Here is a 16142-nt window from a genome sequence, read left to right as displayed (position 1 = left end):
AATTAGCCTGCATCGCCATGGGCTGCCATAAACTGGTGGCAGTAAAGGGCCGGGGGGCTGGTATGGAAAATCGACGCGTCTGTCTCGTCATCGAGGATGACGAGGACATCCGGGGACTGATCACGCTGGTCCTGACCCGCGCAGGCTTCGAAGTGCGGGCGGTGGGCACGGGCGCTGAGGCCATTGCGGCGGCGGGTGATCCTTCATTGTCCTTGGTCACCCTGGACCTGGGCCTGCCCGACGCAGACGGCCACGTGGTGGCGCGAGCCCTTCGGGAACTGACCAATGCTCCGCTGTTGTTCCTGACGGCACGATCGGACTCCGATGACTTGCTGGCAGGAATGGCTTCCGGCGCCGCAGCCTATTTGACCAAGCCCTTCCGGCCCAAGGAGCTGGCAGAGGTGGCCGAGATGCTGTGCGCCGCCTCCGCGCCGCCTCCGACTTCGGCTTCGACTCCTGCTCAAGCACCGGCCCCGGGCCAGGGCCCGGACAAGGCGAACCGTCCTTCTACCGCCGAGTTGGACGTCAACCTCAGGTATTTAGTCCAGCCATAGATTGATCCTGCGACAGACAGCCGCATCCGCCGCCCGGTACAAGTGGCCGTCACGCCAAAAGCGAGTACTCCGTGCCGCGCAATCTCAGTAGACCCGTGGGGAAATTGGGGTAGATGTTATTGATGTTACTGATGTGATTTGTCGGTACATTGTTTTGTAGGTGCCAGCCGGAATAGGAGGACCATCCTCAGCTGGGTGCGTTCCGGCACCTGCACCGCCAGTGAGCGACGACGTCGCCCTGAAGGAGTGGTATCCATGGCCAAAGCTGCCCGGAATCGCGTCCACGAACAACTCCCGGCCAGTCCGGCGGGCCTGGTGGAAAAGGCGTGGAACCGTATGCGCACGGTTCCACGCCCATCCTGTCCTTACAAGATCGGTGAGGCGGTGATGGGAGATGACCCCTTCAACGGCCGTCACGACGGTGTGGTGGTTTCGCTGAGCGGAACCTCTGTAGGGGTGAAAACCAGCCACGGCATCCTCTTTTACGATCACCGCCAGCTGAAACGCCTGGACTAGATGTACAGGCCGGGACGGCCCTGCAGCCTCCATGGCGCTCGCCGGCCGGCACCTACCGGGCGGACCAGCCGCCGTCCATGGTGTAACTGGCGCCGGTGACCATGCCGGCCTGATCCGAGGCCAGCCAGGACACCAGTGATGCCACCTCCTCCGGTTCCACCAGCCGTTTCACGGCCGATTCGGTAAGCATCACCCTGGCCAGGACCTCAGACTCCGGGATGCCATGCACCAGGGCCTGGTCCGCGATCTGCTTCTCTACAAGCGGAGTGCGGACGTATCCGGGGCTGACGCAGTTGGAGGTGACCCCGTGCTCCCCGCCTTCGAGCGCCGTCACTTTGCTGAGACCTTCCAGTCCGTGCTTGGCGGAAACGTAGGCGCTCTTGAACGGTGAGGCCCGGATGCCGTGCACGGAGGACACGTTGATGATGCGGCCGAACCCGTTGGCGTACATGTGCGGCAGGGCGGCCCGGATCAGCAGGAAGGGCGCCTCCAGCATCAGGGCGATGATGCGGCGGAACTCCGTCGGATCAAACTCCTCGATGGGGCTGATCCGCTGGATCCCGGCGTTGTTCACCAGGATGTCGCAGTCCAGGCTCACGGTGGCGAGCTTGTCCATGTCCAGCAGGTCAACGGCCCAGGCAGTGCCGCCCACTTCATCGGCGAGGGCGGCAGCACCGTCACTGTCGACGTCGGCCACCACCACCTTCGCCCCGCGGGCGGCCAGGTCCCGGACGCACGCGGCGCCGATTCCGCTGGCGCCGCCCGTCACCAGGGCCTTGCGGCCGTTCAGTGTGTTTTCCATAGCAGTTACGGTTCCCATCGTGTTCCCGTCCATCAACCCGTCATCAACCACGTCCGGCCGTCCGAGCAGCTCAGCGGGTGCCTGCCGGAAGCAGTCCCTCGCGGGCGGCGTCGGCCTTGTCCACTTCCTCCAGGGCGATGCCCTTGGTCTCCTTGAGGCTCAGCACCGCCACTGTGGTGATGGCGCAGGCCACCACGAGGTAGATGGCGGTGGGGACCCAGGAGCCCGTGTCCTTGAGCCACTGGGTGGCCAGCAGCGGGGCGAGGGAACCGGCGAAGATGGACGTCACCTGCGAACCGAGCGACACCCCCGAGTAGCGCATCCTGGTGGGGAAGAGCTCGGCCATGATGGCGGGCTGGCCGGCATACATAAACGCATGCAGGCACAGTCCGATGGTCACGGCCAGGACGATCACCACAGCATTGCGGGTATCGAACATCGGGAAGGCGAAGAACGGCCAGGCAGCACCGGCGATGGCGCCGAACAGGTAGACGGGCTTCCGTCCCAGCGAGTCCACCAGCCGCCCCACCTGCGGGATGACCAGGAAGTGGATGACGTGGGCGATCAGCAGGGCCAGCAGGAGGGATGAGGTGTCGTACTTGTGAACGCTCTTGAGGTACACGATGGCAAAGCTGACCACGAGGTAGTACATGATGTTCTCCGCGAACCGGAGTCCCATGGCCTGCAGGATGCCCTTGGGGTATTTGCGGACCACCTCGAAGACGCCGTAGCTGACAGCCTGCTCCTTCTCCACCAGGGCCTTGGCTTCCAGGAAGATGGGGGCCTCGGTGACGTGGGTGCGGATGTAGTAGCCCACGAACACGATCACGGCGGAGAGCCAGAACGCTACCCGCCAGCCCCAACCCAGGAAAGCTTCAGGGCTGAGGGCGGTTGACATGATGAACAGCACCAGCGTGGCCAGCAGGTTGCCCACCGGGACCGCGGCCTGCGGCCAGCTGGACCAGAACCCCCGGGACTTGTTGGGGCTGTGTTCGGCAACCAGCAGCACCGCGCCGCCCCATTCGCCGCCGAGGGCGAAACCCTGGATAAAGCGCAGGGCCACCAGCAGGGCCGGGGCCAGGTAGCCGATGTCGGCGAAGCCCGGGAGGCAGCCCATCAGGAACGTGGCAACGCCTACGATGACGATGGTCAGCTGCAGCGTGGGCTTGCGGCCCAGCTTGTCACCGATCTGGCCGAACACGATTCCGCCCAGCGGACGTGCCACAAAGCCCACCGCGTAGGTGAGGAAGGCCTGGATGATGCCGTCGAGTTCGTTGCCGGTGGCAGGGAAGAAGTACTTCCCGAACACCAGGGTGGCGGCGGTGGCGTAGAGGAAGAATTCATACCATTCCACTACGGTGCCCACCATGGAGGCGGCCACAATCTTTTTGAGTCCGGATCCCTTGGATGCGGATCCGGCGGCATTGTCTGCCGAGCGCTGCTCTACGCTCATGGGGTTTCTCCTTAGTGTCCACATTGACACGTGCCGTGGTTCACAGCACTAATGGCTCCCCCGAGTATTGCTGCACAAACATGTGCACTCAATAACCAAAAGAGCACCTCTCATGTGCACAATTGCAGATATGAATGCCAACCCGGATGACCTGCTGGTACTGCTGGCGGTTTCCCGCTCAGCTAAATTTACGACGGCGGCCCAGGCGTTGGGCCTCAACCACACCACTGTGTCACGCCGGATAGCGGCCCTGGAGAAGGCCCTTGGCGGCCGGGTCCTGGCCCGGGCGGCGGGCGGCTGGGAGCTGACGGACCTTGGCACCCAGGCGGTGCGGGCAGCCGAACAGGTGGAGGCTGCGGTGAGTGCGCTGGGACCGGCAGGCAGGGCGCCGGACCCCATCACCGGCGTCGTCCGCATGACGGCGACAGACGGCTTCAGCGCCTACATCGCCGCTCCCGCCGTGGCCGGGCTCCGCCGTGAACATCCGGGGCTCAGCGTGGAAGTGGTGACCATGACCCGGCGGGCGCTGCAGCAGCGTTCCGGGCTGGACATCGAGGTGGTGGTGGGTGAACCACAGGTCCACCGGGCCGAGGCCGTCAGGTTGGGCGACTACATGCTGGGCATGTATGCCTCGCGCTCGTACCTGGAGGAGAACGGAACCCCTGCCACCGTGGCTGACCTGTCTGAGCACCCCTTGGTCTACTTTGTGGATTCCATGCTTCAGGTTGATGACCTGGACGCCCCGCGGCGCCTTGTCCCGGCCATGCGTGACGGGCTAACGTCCACCAACGTCTTTGTGCATGTGGAGGCCACCCGGGCCGGCGCCGGCATCGGATTCCTGCCCTGTTTCATGGGTGATCTCCACTCGGATCTGGTCCGGCTGCTGCCCGAGGACTTCGCCGAACTGCTCCCCTATTGGATGGTGCTGCGCCCCGATTCGATGCGCCGCCCTGCGGTTGCCGCCGTGGTGCAGGCGCTGCGGGACCAGACGGCGGCACACCGCGAGAAACTGCTGGGCCGGGGGCTAGGCGGACGCGAGAGGGTCGTGGCGGACCGGTGACCCTGCGGCGAAGGCGCGCACCTGGGCGTCATCCCAGATATGCGCCGGCACCGCCCCGCCCAAGAGCTTGCGGGCCAGCTGCGGGTCGCCGTCGAACGGGACATCGCTGCCGGCCATCACCATGTTCCCGTAGCGGCGGCCTTTCAGCATGGCAGGATCGGCGATGATCATCGTGTGCTCAAAGGAGGCTGCGATGGTGGCCGCGTCCTCCCGGGCATTCAGCAGGTTGGGGGCGTCGCCGGAGTTGACCACATACATGCCGCCCGGAGCCAGGACCCGCCGGATGTGTTCGTTGAACTCCGCCGTGGTCAGTGCCCGCGGCGTCAACGACCCGGCAAAGACATCCCTGATGATGAAGTCGCGGGTGTCAGGCGTGAGGGTTTCGGTCACTTCGCGGGCCTCGCCCACCCGAAGACGGAGCAGCGGAGCCTTGGGAAGGTCAAACCAGCCGCGGACGTACTCGGCCAGTTTTCCGTCCAGCTCCACCACCACCTGGCGGGCATCGGGGTAGGCGGCGTGAAAGTAGCGTGCCAGGGAGCAGGCGCCGCCGCCAAGATGCAGGCCGCGAAGCCGCGCGGGCTGGCCTGTCTTTGGTTTCGGCGGCCACCGTGATTCAATGAGCGCCGCCATCCAGCGCATGTATTCGAAGTCCAGAAAGAGCGGGTCGGCGAGGTCTATGTGGGAGCTCATCACGCCGTTGATCTTCAGGAGCCAGCCGTTGGAGTTGTCCTGGTCAGCAATCAGCTGGCAGTCGCCGGTATCGATGTAATAGACGCCCTCAACAGGGCCGTCCGGCCGGGTGCCCTTGGGCACTTCCACAACGCCCGCCGTCGAACCTCCACTGGCGCGGCCTCCTGACCTGCCGCGTTTTGCCATTACCCGTGCCCCGCTTCAGTCATGGCTCAACTTTAGTTGACGCTAGTTGGTCTGCTCTGCCCCTTTGCCCTCGCGGATCCGCTGGACCACGGCCGTGGTGGAGCGTTCCGCGACATAGTCCAGGATGGCCACCCGTCCGCCGTACTCCTCCACAGCCGCCGTCTCCGCCAGCATCTCCGGCGTGTAGTCCCCGCCCTTGGCGTAGACCTCGGGCCGGAGTTGGGAGATCAGCGGGCTGGCCGTGGGCGTATCAAAAACCGTCACGTAGTCCACACAGCTGAGGGCGGCGATCACGGCAGCGCGGTCAGCCACGGTATTGATAGGCCGGCCCGGGCCCTTGAGCCTGCGCACGGAGTCGTCACTGTTCAGCGCCACCACCAGCACATCCCCGAGCTGCTTGGCCTGGTTGAGGTACCTGGTGTGGCCGCTGTGCAGCACGTCGAAGCAGCCGTTGGTCAGCACGATCCGCTGGCCCTGGGCGCGGTGCACCTCCAGCTGCCGGTCCAGTTCCTCCACGCCAAGCGCGGTATCCGCGAAGCTCTCCAGGTGCCGGCTCAGCTGCGCAGTGCTGCAGACGGAGGTCCCCGGCTGGTGGACAACCACGTCCGCGGCTGCCTGCGCCAGGTCCAGGCTCGCCGTCAGCGGAAGTCCTGCCGAGCGGGCAACCGTCAGCGCCGCCACAAACGTGTCACCGGCGCCGGAGGCCTGCTTCTCCGCGGCCGGCCGGGCCCAGGTCCGGTGCGTGCCGCCGCCGGCCGAGAACAGTACTGTTCCGTCCCGGTCCAGCGTGACCACCAGGGAGCTGGCTCCGCTGGCCTCCAGCAACGCCTCCCGGTTCGCGCTCACCGCGTCGATCCGTTCAGCACCCTCCGGCAGGCGCACGCCAAGCATCCGCGCGGCTTCCTGCGCGTTGGGGGTGGCCAGGTCGGGACGCAGCCCGGCCCACAGGCGGGGGTCGTGCGCGTCGATGACCGTCAGCGGCCGGGTACCAAGCGTGCCTGCTGCTCCTGCCTGTGCGGCCACCTCCGGTTCCGGTGCATGCGGCTCCTGCCTCTCCAATTCCGGGCGGGCCAGAGCTTCGACCAGGCTGCCGCGGACCGGGTCCGCCAGGACTCCGGTTCCGTAATCGCAAACCATAACGGCATCCTGGTGGCCGACGGCGGCTCCCACCGAAGCGGCCAGCGCTGCCAGCGCCTCTTCCGGAACGGCCTTGGCGCAGTCATCGATGCGCAGGAGCACCTGCCCGCCGCTGCTGATCCGGATCTTGGTGGTGGTGACCATGGCTGGGTGGCTGTGCAGGTGCCGGACGTCGATGCCCGCCTCCACCAGCTTTTCCCGCAGGACCACGCCGGCGTCGTCGGTACCGATGATGCCTGCAACAGACACCCGGGCACCCAGGGCAGCCAGGTTCATGGCCGTGTTCGCAGCACCGCCGGGAGCGAAATCCCGCGTGGTGATGTCAACCACGGGTGCGGGCGCCTCCCGGCACAGCCGTTCGATGCTGCCGCTCCACCAGCCGTCCAGCATCACGTCGCCAATGACCATCACGGCGGGGTGTTCGGCAGCAATCCGCCTCGGCAGCGATCCGGACAGTGCGCGCTCGCCGGCCAGGTCCCTTGAGTTGGCACAGTCCCTTGAGCCGGCAAGGTCCCGTCCACCCGTGCGGTCCAGCGGGCTCATGGTGTGCCCTGATCCAGCGTCACGGGCGGCGCAGCGACGTGCACCACTTTCACCCGGGTGAACTCATCCAAAAGCTCGGGTCCGTAGCCGAAGCCTTCGCCGCTGTCGCCGCGGGGTTGCGCTGAACCTCCGGGGGCGCCGCCAAACACCTCATTGACCTTCACGGTCCCTACGGGAAGGGAGGCAATGGCCTGCTGCGCATGGGCGATGCTCCCCGTGAGTACCGTGGCGGCAAGCCCGAACCGGCCGCTGCAGGCCTCCCGCAGCCCTTCTGCGAAAGTTGATACCACTTGCACGGGTGCCACCGGCCCGAAGGTTTCCTCGGTCATCACCTGCATGCTCCCGGTGCAGCCCAGCAGGACGGTGGCCGGGTAGTGGGCGCCCGGCCCGTCCGGAACGGCGCCGCCTTCCACGGCGTGCGCACCAAGCTTCACCGCTTCGGCAACCTGGGCGTGGACAGCTTCCCGCAGCCGCGTGTCCACCAGTGGTGCCACGGTGCCGTTGCCGTTGCGGAGGGCGGCTTCGGCTTCCAGTGCGGCGCAGAACTCATCGGCAATAGCCTCATGAACGTAGATCCGCTCCACTGAAGTGCAGATCTGGCCGCTGTTGGCGAAGGCACCGATCGCCGCCTGCTCGGCAGCCCACACAGGGTCCACATCGCGGTCCACCAGGAGCGGATCATTGCCGCCGTTTTCACGAATGAAGTGCGCGCCGGTGGCCGCGGCGGCCGCTGCGATCCGGGCGCCCGATGCGCTGGAACCCACATGCGCGATGACGTCCACCCCCGCGTTTGTCAGCAGGGCACCCACGCCGGCACCGCCGGAGACGGTCAGCAGCACTCCCGGCGGGAAGGCCGGAGCGAGCACCTCTCCCAGTGCTTCGCCTAACCGGGGGCAACGTTCGCTGGGTTTGTGTATCACCGTGTTGCCGGTGGCCAGGGCGGCACCGATCAGCCCGCAGGCAACCGCCACGGGATCGTTCCAGGGCGTCAGCAGAACGGCCACTCCACGCGGCTCTGCCACCGTGTAGTCCGAGGCCAGGCTGTTGCCCCTGAGGCTGCGCCCCCGGTGCAGGGGTCCGAGCTCGGCGTACTGCTCCAGGGTGGAAACCCCGGCGGCGATCCCGCCCAGGGCTTCCTCCAGGGGGCGTCCCGTCTCACTGCTGTTGAGCCCGGCCAGCTCATGGGCGGCGTCCTCGAGCGCCCGGGCCGCCGCCCGCAGGCGCGAACCCCTCTCCGCGGCGGCGGTGAAGGCCCATTCGGCTGCGGTCTTGCGTGCCACATCCACGGCTTCGGTTACTGTATGGGGTTCAGCCTCCGGAACTGTCCACAGGGTCTCGCCGCTGCGTGGATCCCTGATGGTGACCCCGGAACCGTCCCCGGTGACGTGGGTGGGCCGTGTTGGCGTGGCTGGTATCGGCGTGGCCGCTGATGCGGCATCCGTCTGCCTGGCAGTGGTATGCATGGATCTCCTCCGTAGCACTCTCCTGTGCCGTTCTGTGCTGGTGCCGTTCTGTGCCTGTGCCGTCCTCTGCTGTCCCGTACCCAGGGAGCCGGTGTTTACACGAACCTGATGAAAGCTGAGTCAGCTGCCGGGACCTTGCCGGTCCCCAGGCCATATGGCGTGGCCGAGGATGTGGTCCACCGGGGGCACCAGCGGGCCGGCAGAGAAACCGAACCGACGGTTCTCCCGGATGGTGAATCCAGCAGAGGAGATGGCCTGCAGCGTGTCCCGGTTCGGATGGCAGCCGCCGGCCAGGCGCTGCCAGGCCGGCGTCACCAGGTCCTGCAGCGCAGCCAGGACTTTATGGCCCGAACGGACATGCTCGTAGTACGCCAGTGCGCCGCCGGGCCGCAGAACCCGCCGGATTTCTGCCAGGACGGCGGCCTGGTCCTCGACACTGCAGAGCACAAGACTTGTGACCACGGCGTCGGCACTGGCGTTCGGCGCGGGAATCGTCTCCGCCGCTCCGGCCACCACCCGGACCGGAACCGGGGCGGACACCGCCTTGGCCTTGGCCAGCCGCCGGAGCTCATCATCAGGCTCCACCGCCAGAACCTCGGTGACAGAGCTGGGGTAGAGCCCAAACGCTGAGCCTTCCCCTGCCCCGATTTCTATCACCTTGCCTGACAGGCCGGACAGTGCGGCACGGCGGTGCTCCGTGGCGCCGCGTTGGTTCATCACCTCCACCGCCCGCGCATAGCTTTTGGCAAAACGTGGGTGCTGCAGGTGGGGCGGCCCTGTTGGCCGATCCAATTCGTGTCCCGTCACCGCAATCCTCCCTGGCATGGACCCCTCTTCAAGAACACGACGTCAGAAACCAGCCGTCAAGGGCCGGCCTTAAAACCGGCCGTCAAGGGCGGCATTCGCGGATCGGACAGCGGGGCTCAGGGCCAGGAGCCCTCCTCCTCGTGGCAGATGAGCATCTCCCGCACCTCGCAGCCGGTGGGCTGGGACAGCACAAACAGGATGGCCTGGGCCACGTTGCCCGGGCTGTTGAGCCGGGAGTCGTCCTGCGGTTTGTACTGCTCGGTCCTGTCATCAAAGAAGCGGGTCTTCATACCGCCGGGGATCATGGTGGTCACGCCGATTTCCCCGCCGGTCTCCGCGGCCAGCGCATGGCTGAAGCCCACCACGCCAAACTTGGAGGCGCAGTACGCGGTCGCATCAGCCACCGCACGCTTTCCCAGCGTCGAAGCCACGGTCACCACCCGCCCCCGGGAAGCCTTGAGGTGGGGCAACGCGGCGCGGACAACCGAGACTGTGCCCAGCAGGTTGACGCCGATGACCTTCTCCCATTCGTCCGCGGCAACCTCCGCCAGTTTGCCGCAGCGGTCGATTCCCGCCGCCGTGACCACCGCATCCAGCCCTCCCAGCGAATCCGCTGCCTCCTGGACAGCCTGCTCAACGGCAAGCCGGTCCGAGACGTCAACTTCGAACGCCTTAGCGGACGAAACTGCGCTGATGTCGCGGTCCAGGACCACCGGCGTACCCCCTGCCCTGAGGACAGCTTCGACGACGGCGGCACCCAGTCCGGAGGCCCCTCCGGTAACCAGGACGCGGCCGGGCCAAGGCGACTGAATGTTCATGGTGTTCCTTTCGCTTGGAAACAAAATGCTTCGAAATGAGGCTGCTTTTGATCAGCTGACCTTCGCCAGGGCGTCGGCCAGAAGGGTGGTGGAGCGGGCCGGATGGTAGGGAACGGTGACGCAGCGTCCGCCCCAGCTCTCCACCAGTTCCGCTTCGGGCAGGCGCGCACCTTTGTAGTCGCCGCCCTTGACCCAGATATCGGGCCGAAGCCGGTCCAGCGCGGCCTCCGGCGTGTCCTCGTCAAAAATCATCACTGCGTCCACACACTCCAGCGCCAGCAACAACTCCGCCCGGTCCTGCTGGCCCATGATGGGGCGCTGCTCTCCTTTCAGGCGGTGGGCCGAGGCATCCGAGTTCAGACAGACAATAAGGCAGTCCCCCAGTTCCCGGGCTGCTGCCAATGACCTGACATGCCCGGCGTGCAACAGGTCGAAGCAGCCTCCGGTGGCAACCACCGTGCCGCCGTTCTCCCGCACGCTGCGGGCCAGCAGGAGCGGCTCAGTGGTGCGGTGCCTGGCTTTCCCCGGCGCGGAGGGATCCGGCAGGGACGCCACCCCTCCGGCCGCCAGGAAATCTGCGGCCTCATGGACAGCGAGTACGGACGCGTCCTGAAGGTCACGGCCTGCCAGCAGGTGGACGGCCAGGCTGGCGGCCAGCCTATCGCCGGCACCGCAGGGATCGCCCACCTCCACCCGGGGAACGGGAACAAGCTGGGGCGTTGGGTCCCGCCGGGTCAGGAGAACGGCGCCATGTTCCCCGGTGGTCACCAGGACGGCACGGCTGCGCCACTGGTCCAGCAGGACGCCCGCAACGTCCCCGGCTCCATTGGAGGAGGCCATGTTTCCGGGCGCCGCGGTCCCGCTGCCGGCGGCCTTGTGGGCTTCGGACAGGTTGGGCGTCACCACGGCTACCCCCGGAACGGGAGGGGCCCCGGAGGGGTGCGGGTCCCATACGATGGGAACATCGTCGGCCAGTCTTGTCAGAAGTTCCCTCAGCTGTGCGTTGGCGGCCAGACCGCGGCCGTAGTCGGCAACGATGATGGCCCCGGCCTTTTCCACGGCCCGCAGCATCGCTGGAGTCACCTCGGGTACCGGCGTTGGCCCGCAGCCCTGGTCAAAACGGACCACGGGATGGGAGCCTGCCCGGACCCGGGTCTTGACCGGCGACGGGAAGCTGCTGGGCCCGGCCACAAGCCGGACTCCCGCGAGCGCCGCCTCAAGCTGCCGTCCGGCGTCGTCATCTGCCAGGACCGTCACCAGGGTGACGGGCCAGCCGTCCTCCGCCAGCATCCGGGCCACCAGCCCGGCTCCCCCGGCCCGGCGCCTGATCCCGGAGACGTCAACTACGGGCACAGGGGCATCGGGACTGAGCCGGGTGGCCTCGCCGGACAGGTCAACATCCAAGATTGCGTCGCCCACCACAACGATCCTCATGCCCGGCCTCCTGCTTCTCCATCAGGGCTGCCAGAGTAGTCCCTGCTGTGGTTTCCGGCTCCGCTCCGGTTGACCTCCAGGTCGAAGGCCCGGCAGATGGCATGCAGCGCGATCAGGTGCCCTTCCTGGGCGTTGGCGTTAATGGCTTCAATGGTCACGGCCTCGTCACAGGCCAAGGCCAGGGGGTTGGGCCCGGGTCCCGTCAGTGCCCAAGTGGTGATGTTGAGCCGGGCGGCTGTTTCCGCGGCCCTGAGCAGGTTGGGGCTCTTGCCGCTGGTGGATAGCAGGACCAGCACGTCACCGGAACGGCCGTGGGCCCGGATCTGCCGGGCGAACACCTCGTCGTAGCCGTAGTCATTGGAAATCGCCGTCACCGCCGAGGTCTCGGCGTGGAGGGAGATCGCGGAGAAGGGGATCCGCTCGCCGTCGAACCGTCCTACCAGTTCAGCGGTCAGGTGCTGGGCCTCGGCGGCCGACCCGCCGTTGCCCGCGGCCATCACCCGCTGCCCCCGGAGCAGGCGCTGGGCCAGCTCAACTCCCCACGCGGCCAGGCGGTCCGACTGGCTCCGGAGCGAGTCCAGCGCAGGCAGGACGTTGTCCAGGTGGGCGCGAACAGCATGTGCCGCGGCCGCGTCCACAAGGGCTGTTCCCGCGTCCATAACGGCTGCACCGGAAGGAACGGGGGAAGGCACTGCGGAAGGAAGCGCCGGGAAAAGCGCGCCGTGGCGGGCCAGGGCCTGGACGTCCGCCTCACGAAGGGACCATTCGGCAGTCACAGCGCAGCTCCTTCCATGGGGACCCGGCCGGCCGAAGCTTCCGCCATCGCCAGCTTGTAGGCCTTTTCGGTTTCGACAGCCACCCGATCCCAGGAATACCTCGATCGGGCTCTCAATTGCCCGGCTCTGCCGAGTTCGGCCGCCAGGGCTGGATCACCCAGCAGGAGCGCCAGGGCGGACGCGATCGCTTCCGGATCCCGCGGCGGTACGTGAAGCCCGGTGCCGTGATCAACCACAGTGTCGCGGAGCCCGCCCACTGCCGCAGCCACCACCGGCACTCCACAAGCCATGGCTTCGAGCGGGACGATGCCGAAGGGCTCATACCAGGGTGAGCAGACCACTGCGTCGGCGCTTCGGAAGATCCCTGGCATGGCGGCCCGGGGTACCTGCCCCTGCAATGTCACCCGATCCGAAAGGTTCAGTTCCTCGGCCAGCCCCAGGAGGCGGCGTACTTCCGGGTCAGCATCAAGAACCTTGGAGTCCCCGCCACCGCCCACAATCAGGAGTTCGACGTCGTCGAATCCTGCCTCGCTCAGGAGCGGAAGTGCGCGGATCACCAAATCCACGCCCTTGCGCGGAACCAGCCTGCCCACCGAGAGGATCCGGTGCCTCCTTGGCCGGGGGTCGGCGGGTCCCTCCGTGGAGAAGAGGTCAAGGTCAACACCGCAGGGAGCGATGGAAATCTTGCTCGTGTTGATCCCCATGGCCTTGAGTTCAAAGACCTCATCCGAACAGGTGGCGATGATCCTGTCTGCGGAGCGTCCCACCCCGGGTTCCAGCCAGCGGCGCTCCAACGGACTGGTGTCCTCGGCGCCCTGATGCCTCCGTTTGACAGTTCCCAGGGCATGGAAAGTCTGGATGACCGGCACCTGGTAGCCTGCCCCCTCCCGCCGCGCCGCGTACAGGGCCGCGAGGCCGGACATCCAAAAATGGCCGTGGACCACGTCGGGCCGACGCTGCCCCCAATCCTTGGCGACGCCGTCCGCAAGCTCCCCCATCAACGGAAGAAGCTCATCCTTGGGAATGTGGCAGGCCGGTCCGGCATCCACATGGACCACTTCCAGCCGGCGGCCCACCTTCACCCTGGCGGGAAGCTCCGTTGCGTCCCTCCGGGTGTAGACGGTCACCGTGTGCCCCCTCTTGGCCAAGGCCTCGGACAATGCCGCAACATGCACGTTCTGCCCGCCGGCATCCACCCCGCCCAGTGCCGCCAGCGGACTGGCGTGTTCTGAAATCATGGAGATTTTCATGGGGTCTTCCTCTCTCGCGCCGGAATCAGGATCTTCTCTTCCAGACGTTCGTTGGCTTTCGGCCGGGGCGCCAGGTCCGCCAGCACTTCATCCCAGCGGCCCAGGAACCTGTCCAGGCTGTAGCGCGCCAGTGCCGCTTCCCTGGCGGCGGCGCCCCGCCGTCGGGCTTCTTCCGGATTGGCCACCAGCCGGGCGGCGCAGCGCAGCAGTTCGTCCATGTCGGCAGATATGGCTCCCGCTTCGGGCGGCACCGCCCGCGGCGCTTCCGTGGCAGCAAGCGCTACCACCGGCATGCCCAGGTGCATCGCTTCCAGGAGGGACAGTCCCAGGGAGGTCCACCGCATGGGATGGACGTAGACCCGGCATCGGGACAATTCCCTGTGCAGTTCGCGCGTCCTCAGATCGCCCCGCGACGTGAGGCGTGATTCCCCTATTCCGATGGCGGCTGCCAGTCCTTGGGTTTGCATGCCGAAGACCTGCAGCGGCGCCACGGAGGCGAACACCGGCAGGAGGTCCGTACCGGTCACCCGCCCACGCCGCACAGGCTCATTGACCACCACTCCCAGTTCCGGCAGCTCTCCCGTATAAAGGAGTCCCGGGTCCGGGATCCCGTGCTCAATGACCAGGGTGGGGGCCGAGCCGCTGTCCCAGGCCAACCTGTTGAAATGGGTCACGTGGACCACCGGAATGCTTGCCTGCTCAGCCAGCGGATGCCGGATGAAGGGAAAATTCCCCTTCGGAGTGTTGTGCTCCACGTACACCGCGGGCAGGTCCCGGCCAGGGCGGCGGCCCAGCGCCCTGAACACTTCCGCAATTTCTTCGGGACGCTGAAGAACGACGGCGTCCACGGCGTCGGCGTCCAACTCCGCCAGCGCGACTTCCCGGACAGTGGCTGGCCACTCCCTGCCTGCCCGGCCCAGGCCCCAGGGCCCGCCCTCCGGCAGGACGGGCAGCAGGTATTCATGGCGTCCACGGACGAACGCGTCGGTCCACGAACCGTGGACGTGCCACAGCAGGAGTCTCATCGTTTGCGAGCCTTTCTTCGGGTGCTGAGGTGGGTGCTGAAGGAGGTGACCCCGCCGATCAGACGCTCCACGGCCTGCACCACCTCCTCCGGAGGCACGGAATCCAGGCAGGGATGGCCTGGCACGGGACAAACCCGGGCACGCGTGAGCCGGCACGGTGCACTTTGGTCGCCCAGAAGTTCCAGGGGCACACCGTAGGGGGCCCACCGCACTGCAGGCACCACCGGGGAGAAGAGGCAGGCGACCGGGGTTCCCACGGCGGCAGCCAGATGGGCCGGGCCGGTGTTGCCGATCACCACTGCCTCAGCACCCGCCAGCACCCCCGCCAGGGTGCGGAGGTCGGTGCGTCCGCCCAGGTCCAGGGCCGATGGTCCTGCCACGGTGGCCGTCAGCGACGTGTCCCCGGGCCCGCCGGTCACCACTACCCGGTGACCGGCTCCTTCAAGGAGTTCGACGGCGGCCGCATGGTGAAACGGCGGCCAGGCTCTCGCCGGCACTGCCGCCCCGGGATGGACCACCACATAGGGACCTTCCCCCACCAAATCCTTGACGTCCGGAACACGGTCCACCCGCAGTTTGCCGTCGTCTCCTGCCGGCAATGTGAAGCCGGCAGCCTGTGCGATACCGAGGGCCCGTTCTGCCTCGGGCTGGTCTTCCGGAAAGTCCTCGCCAGGCTTGAGCCTGACATCCAGGAGGGAACCGGCGTAGTCCGTGGAGGCTCCGCTGATCCTTTCCACGCCGGCAAGGCGGAGCAGCAGGGCAAGCGGCAGCGGGGACTGGTGGAAGGACGTCAGGATCACGGCCTCGGTGATCCTGGAGTTGCTGACGTAGTCCACCAACCTGTCGGCGTGCGGCCAGGTCATCTTGGGCGCAGGATTCATGATCCACGGGCAGTCCCAGCTGTAGACTTCCGCCGCCCCGGGCAGCATGGACGCAGCGTCCTCTCCCTGGCTGCCGCACAGCATCACCACCTGGTTTGGCTGGCTTCCATCCGTCCGGCGGCCATTGGCAACGGCCCGGACGGCCGGGCCGGCGAGCAGGACGTCGCCCATGCTGTCCAGCCTTGCCACCAGGACGCGTCCCATTACTGTGTCCGCTCCAGGAGCAGATCCACGGCCCCGGCAAGATCACTGGCAACCAATGCGGACCGGCTGACTTCGTCCGGGCGGGTCACCGCAGTAGGCACCAGGATGCCTCTGGCGCCGGCAGCCTCGGCGGCGAGGATGTCACTTCCAATGTCACCGATGAGCGCGGCCTCGGAAGGTTCGATTCCCAGTTTCCGGCAGGCGATGTGCACCATTCCCGGGGCGGGCTTCCGGCAGGCGCAGCCGTCTTCCTCCGAGTGCGGGCACACCTCCCACACATCAAAAGGACCCAGGAGCTCCTCCACCCTCGCGTTGACGCCCGCCACGTCCGCAGCGGTGAGGATGCCGCGGGCAATCCCGGACTGGTTGCTGATCACTCCGGTTGCCAGCCCCTGGCGGCGGAGGGAATCCAGCACGTCCTTGGCCCCCGGCATGGGCTGGACCAGGCCGGGATCCCCGTTGTAAGGCACATCAACCACCAAGGTTCCGTCCCTGTCGAACAGGACAGCCTTGAGCTGCGGAGTTGCGGAGCTTCCCATATCC

16 protein-coding genes are annotated in these 16142 nt (G+C 67.0%); 3 read left to right on the top strand and 13 right to left on the bottom strand.

What is annotated here, in order from left to right; all coding sequences use genetic code 11:
- The first annotated feature begins 62 nt into the window (after positions 1-62).
- Positions 63-554, top strand: coding sequence for a response regulator transcription factor (locus F8G81_RS02820; protein ID WP_267277525.1), 492 nt, complete (start codon positions 63-65; stop codon positions 552-554).
- 255 nt (positions 555-809) lie between these two features.
- A complete protein-coding gene (locus tag F8G81_RS02815) occupies positions 810-1070 on the top strand; it encodes a hypothetical protein (protein WP_267277524.1) in 261 nt (86 codons plus the stop codon).
- Positions 1071-1122: 52 nt separating this feature from the next.
- On the opposite strand, the gene F8G81_RS02810 is transcribed toward F8G81_RS02815, so the two are convergent.
- Both F8G81_RS02810 and F8G81_RS02805 read right to left on the bottom strand, forming a co-directional pair.
- Entirely contained in the window at positions 1123-1872 is a 750-nt protein-coding gene (locus tag F8G81_RS02810; protein ID WP_267277523.1) for a 3-hydroxybutyrate dehydrogenase, read from the bottom strand.
- 70 nt (positions 1873-1942) lie between these two features.
- The gene (locus tag F8G81_RS02805; RefSeq protein ID WP_267277522.1) at positions 1943-3325 is read right to left on the bottom strand and encodes an MFS transporter; all 1383 of its coding nucleotides are present in this window, start codon (positions 3323-3325) and stop codon (positions 1943-1945) included.
- Between the two features lie 130 nt (positions 3326-3455).
- On the opposite strand from F8G81_RS02805, the gene F8G81_RS02800 reads away from it, so the two are divergent.
- Entirely contained in the window at positions 3456-4385 is a 930-nt protein-coding gene (locus tag F8G81_RS02800; RefSeq protein ID WP_267277521.1) for a LysR family transcriptional regulator, read from the top strand.
- Here the strand turns inward: F8G81_RS02800 and F8G81_RS02795 are convergent.
- From F8G81_RS02795 to F8G81_RS02745, 11 genes are all read right to left on the bottom strand, one after another.
- Complete coding sequence (locus F8G81_RS02795) at positions 4350-5261, bottom strand: spermidine synthase (RefSeq protein ID WP_267277520.1); 912 nt, start codon at positions 5259-5261, stop codon at positions 4350-4352. The two genes, F8G81_RS02800 and F8G81_RS02795, sit on opposite strands and share 36 nt — an antisense overlap.
- 42 nt (positions 5262-5303) lie before the next feature.
- Positions 5304-6941 (bottom strand): D-glycero-beta-D-manno-heptose 1-phosphate adenylyltransferase, encoded by a 1638-nt coding sequence (rfaE2, locus tag F8G81_RS02790; protein ID WP_267277519.1) that lies wholly within the window; start codon positions 6939-6941, stop codon positions 5304-5306.
- Positions 6938-8404 carry an aldehyde dehydrogenase family protein gene (locus F8G81_RS02785; RefSeq protein ID WP_267277518.1) on the bottom strand — a complete coding sequence of 489 codons (1467 nt, stop codon included), beginning with the start codon at positions 8402-8404 and terminating at the stop codon, positions 6938-6940. The genes rfaE2 and F8G81_RS02785 overlap by 4 nt, the downstream gene beginning before the upstream one ends.
- 120 nt (positions 8405-8524) lie before the next feature.
- Positions 8525-9121 (bottom strand): class I SAM-dependent methyltransferase, encoded by a 597-nt coding sequence (locus tag F8G81_RS02780; protein WP_267277517.1) that lies wholly within the window; start codon positions 9119-9121, stop codon positions 8525-8527.
- A 206-nt stretch (positions 9122-9327) separates the two neighbouring features.
- Positions 9328-10029, bottom strand: a complete 702-nt coding sequence (locus tag F8G81_RS02775; RefSeq protein WP_267277516.1) for an SDR family oxidoreductase — start codon at positions 10027-10029, stop codon at positions 9328-9330.
- A 51-nt stretch (positions 10030-10080) separates the two neighbouring features.
- Positions 10081-11463: a PfkB family carbohydrate kinase gene (locus tag F8G81_RS02770; protein WP_267277515.1), complete on the bottom strand. Its 1383-nt coding sequence runs from the start codon at positions 11461-11463 to the stop codon at positions 10081-10083.
- Positions 11460-12239: a D-sedoheptulose-7-phosphate isomerase gene (locus F8G81_RS02765; protein ID WP_267277514.1), complete on the bottom strand. Its 780-nt coding sequence runs from the start codon at positions 12237-12239 to the stop codon at positions 11460-11462. The genes F8G81_RS02770 and F8G81_RS02765 overlap by 4 nt, the downstream gene beginning before the upstream one ends.
- A complete protein-coding gene (locus tag F8G81_RS02760; protein WP_267277513.1) occupies positions 12236-13489 on the bottom strand; it encodes a glycosyltransferase in 1254 nt (417 codons plus the stop codon). The genes F8G81_RS02765 and F8G81_RS02760 overlap by 4 nt, the downstream gene beginning before the upstream one ends.
- Positions 13486-14514, bottom strand: a complete 1029-nt coding sequence (locus tag F8G81_RS02755) for a glycosyltransferase (RefSeq protein ID WP_267277512.1) — start codon at positions 14512-14514, stop codon at positions 13486-13488. The genes F8G81_RS02760 and F8G81_RS02755 overlap by 4 nt, the downstream gene beginning before the upstream one ends.
- Complete coding sequence (locus tag F8G81_RS02750) at positions 14511-15599, bottom strand: glycosyltransferase family 9 protein (RefSeq protein ID WP_267277511.1); 1089 nt, start codon at positions 15597-15599, stop codon at positions 14511-14513. The genes F8G81_RS02755 and F8G81_RS02750 overlap by 4 nt, the downstream gene beginning before the upstream one ends.
- The gene (locus F8G81_RS02745) at positions 15599-16138 is read right to left on the bottom strand and encodes a D-glycero-alpha-D-manno-heptose-1,7-bisphosphate 7-phosphatase (protein WP_267277510.1); all 540 of its coding nucleotides are present in this window, start codon (positions 16136-16138) and stop codon (positions 15599-15601) included. Before F8G81_RS02745 ends, F8G81_RS02750 begins: the two co-directional genes overlap by 1 nt.
- Positions 16139-16142 lie beyond the last annotated feature (4 nt).

Origin of the sequence: Arthrobacter sp. CDRTa11, from assembly GCF_026427775.1 — a bacterium.
In the GTDB taxonomy this organism is placed as follows: domain Bacteria; phylum Actinomycetota; class Actinomycetes; order Actinomycetales; family Micrococcaceae; genus Arthrobacter.
This window is presented reverse-complemented; position numbering and strand designations above follow the sequence as displayed.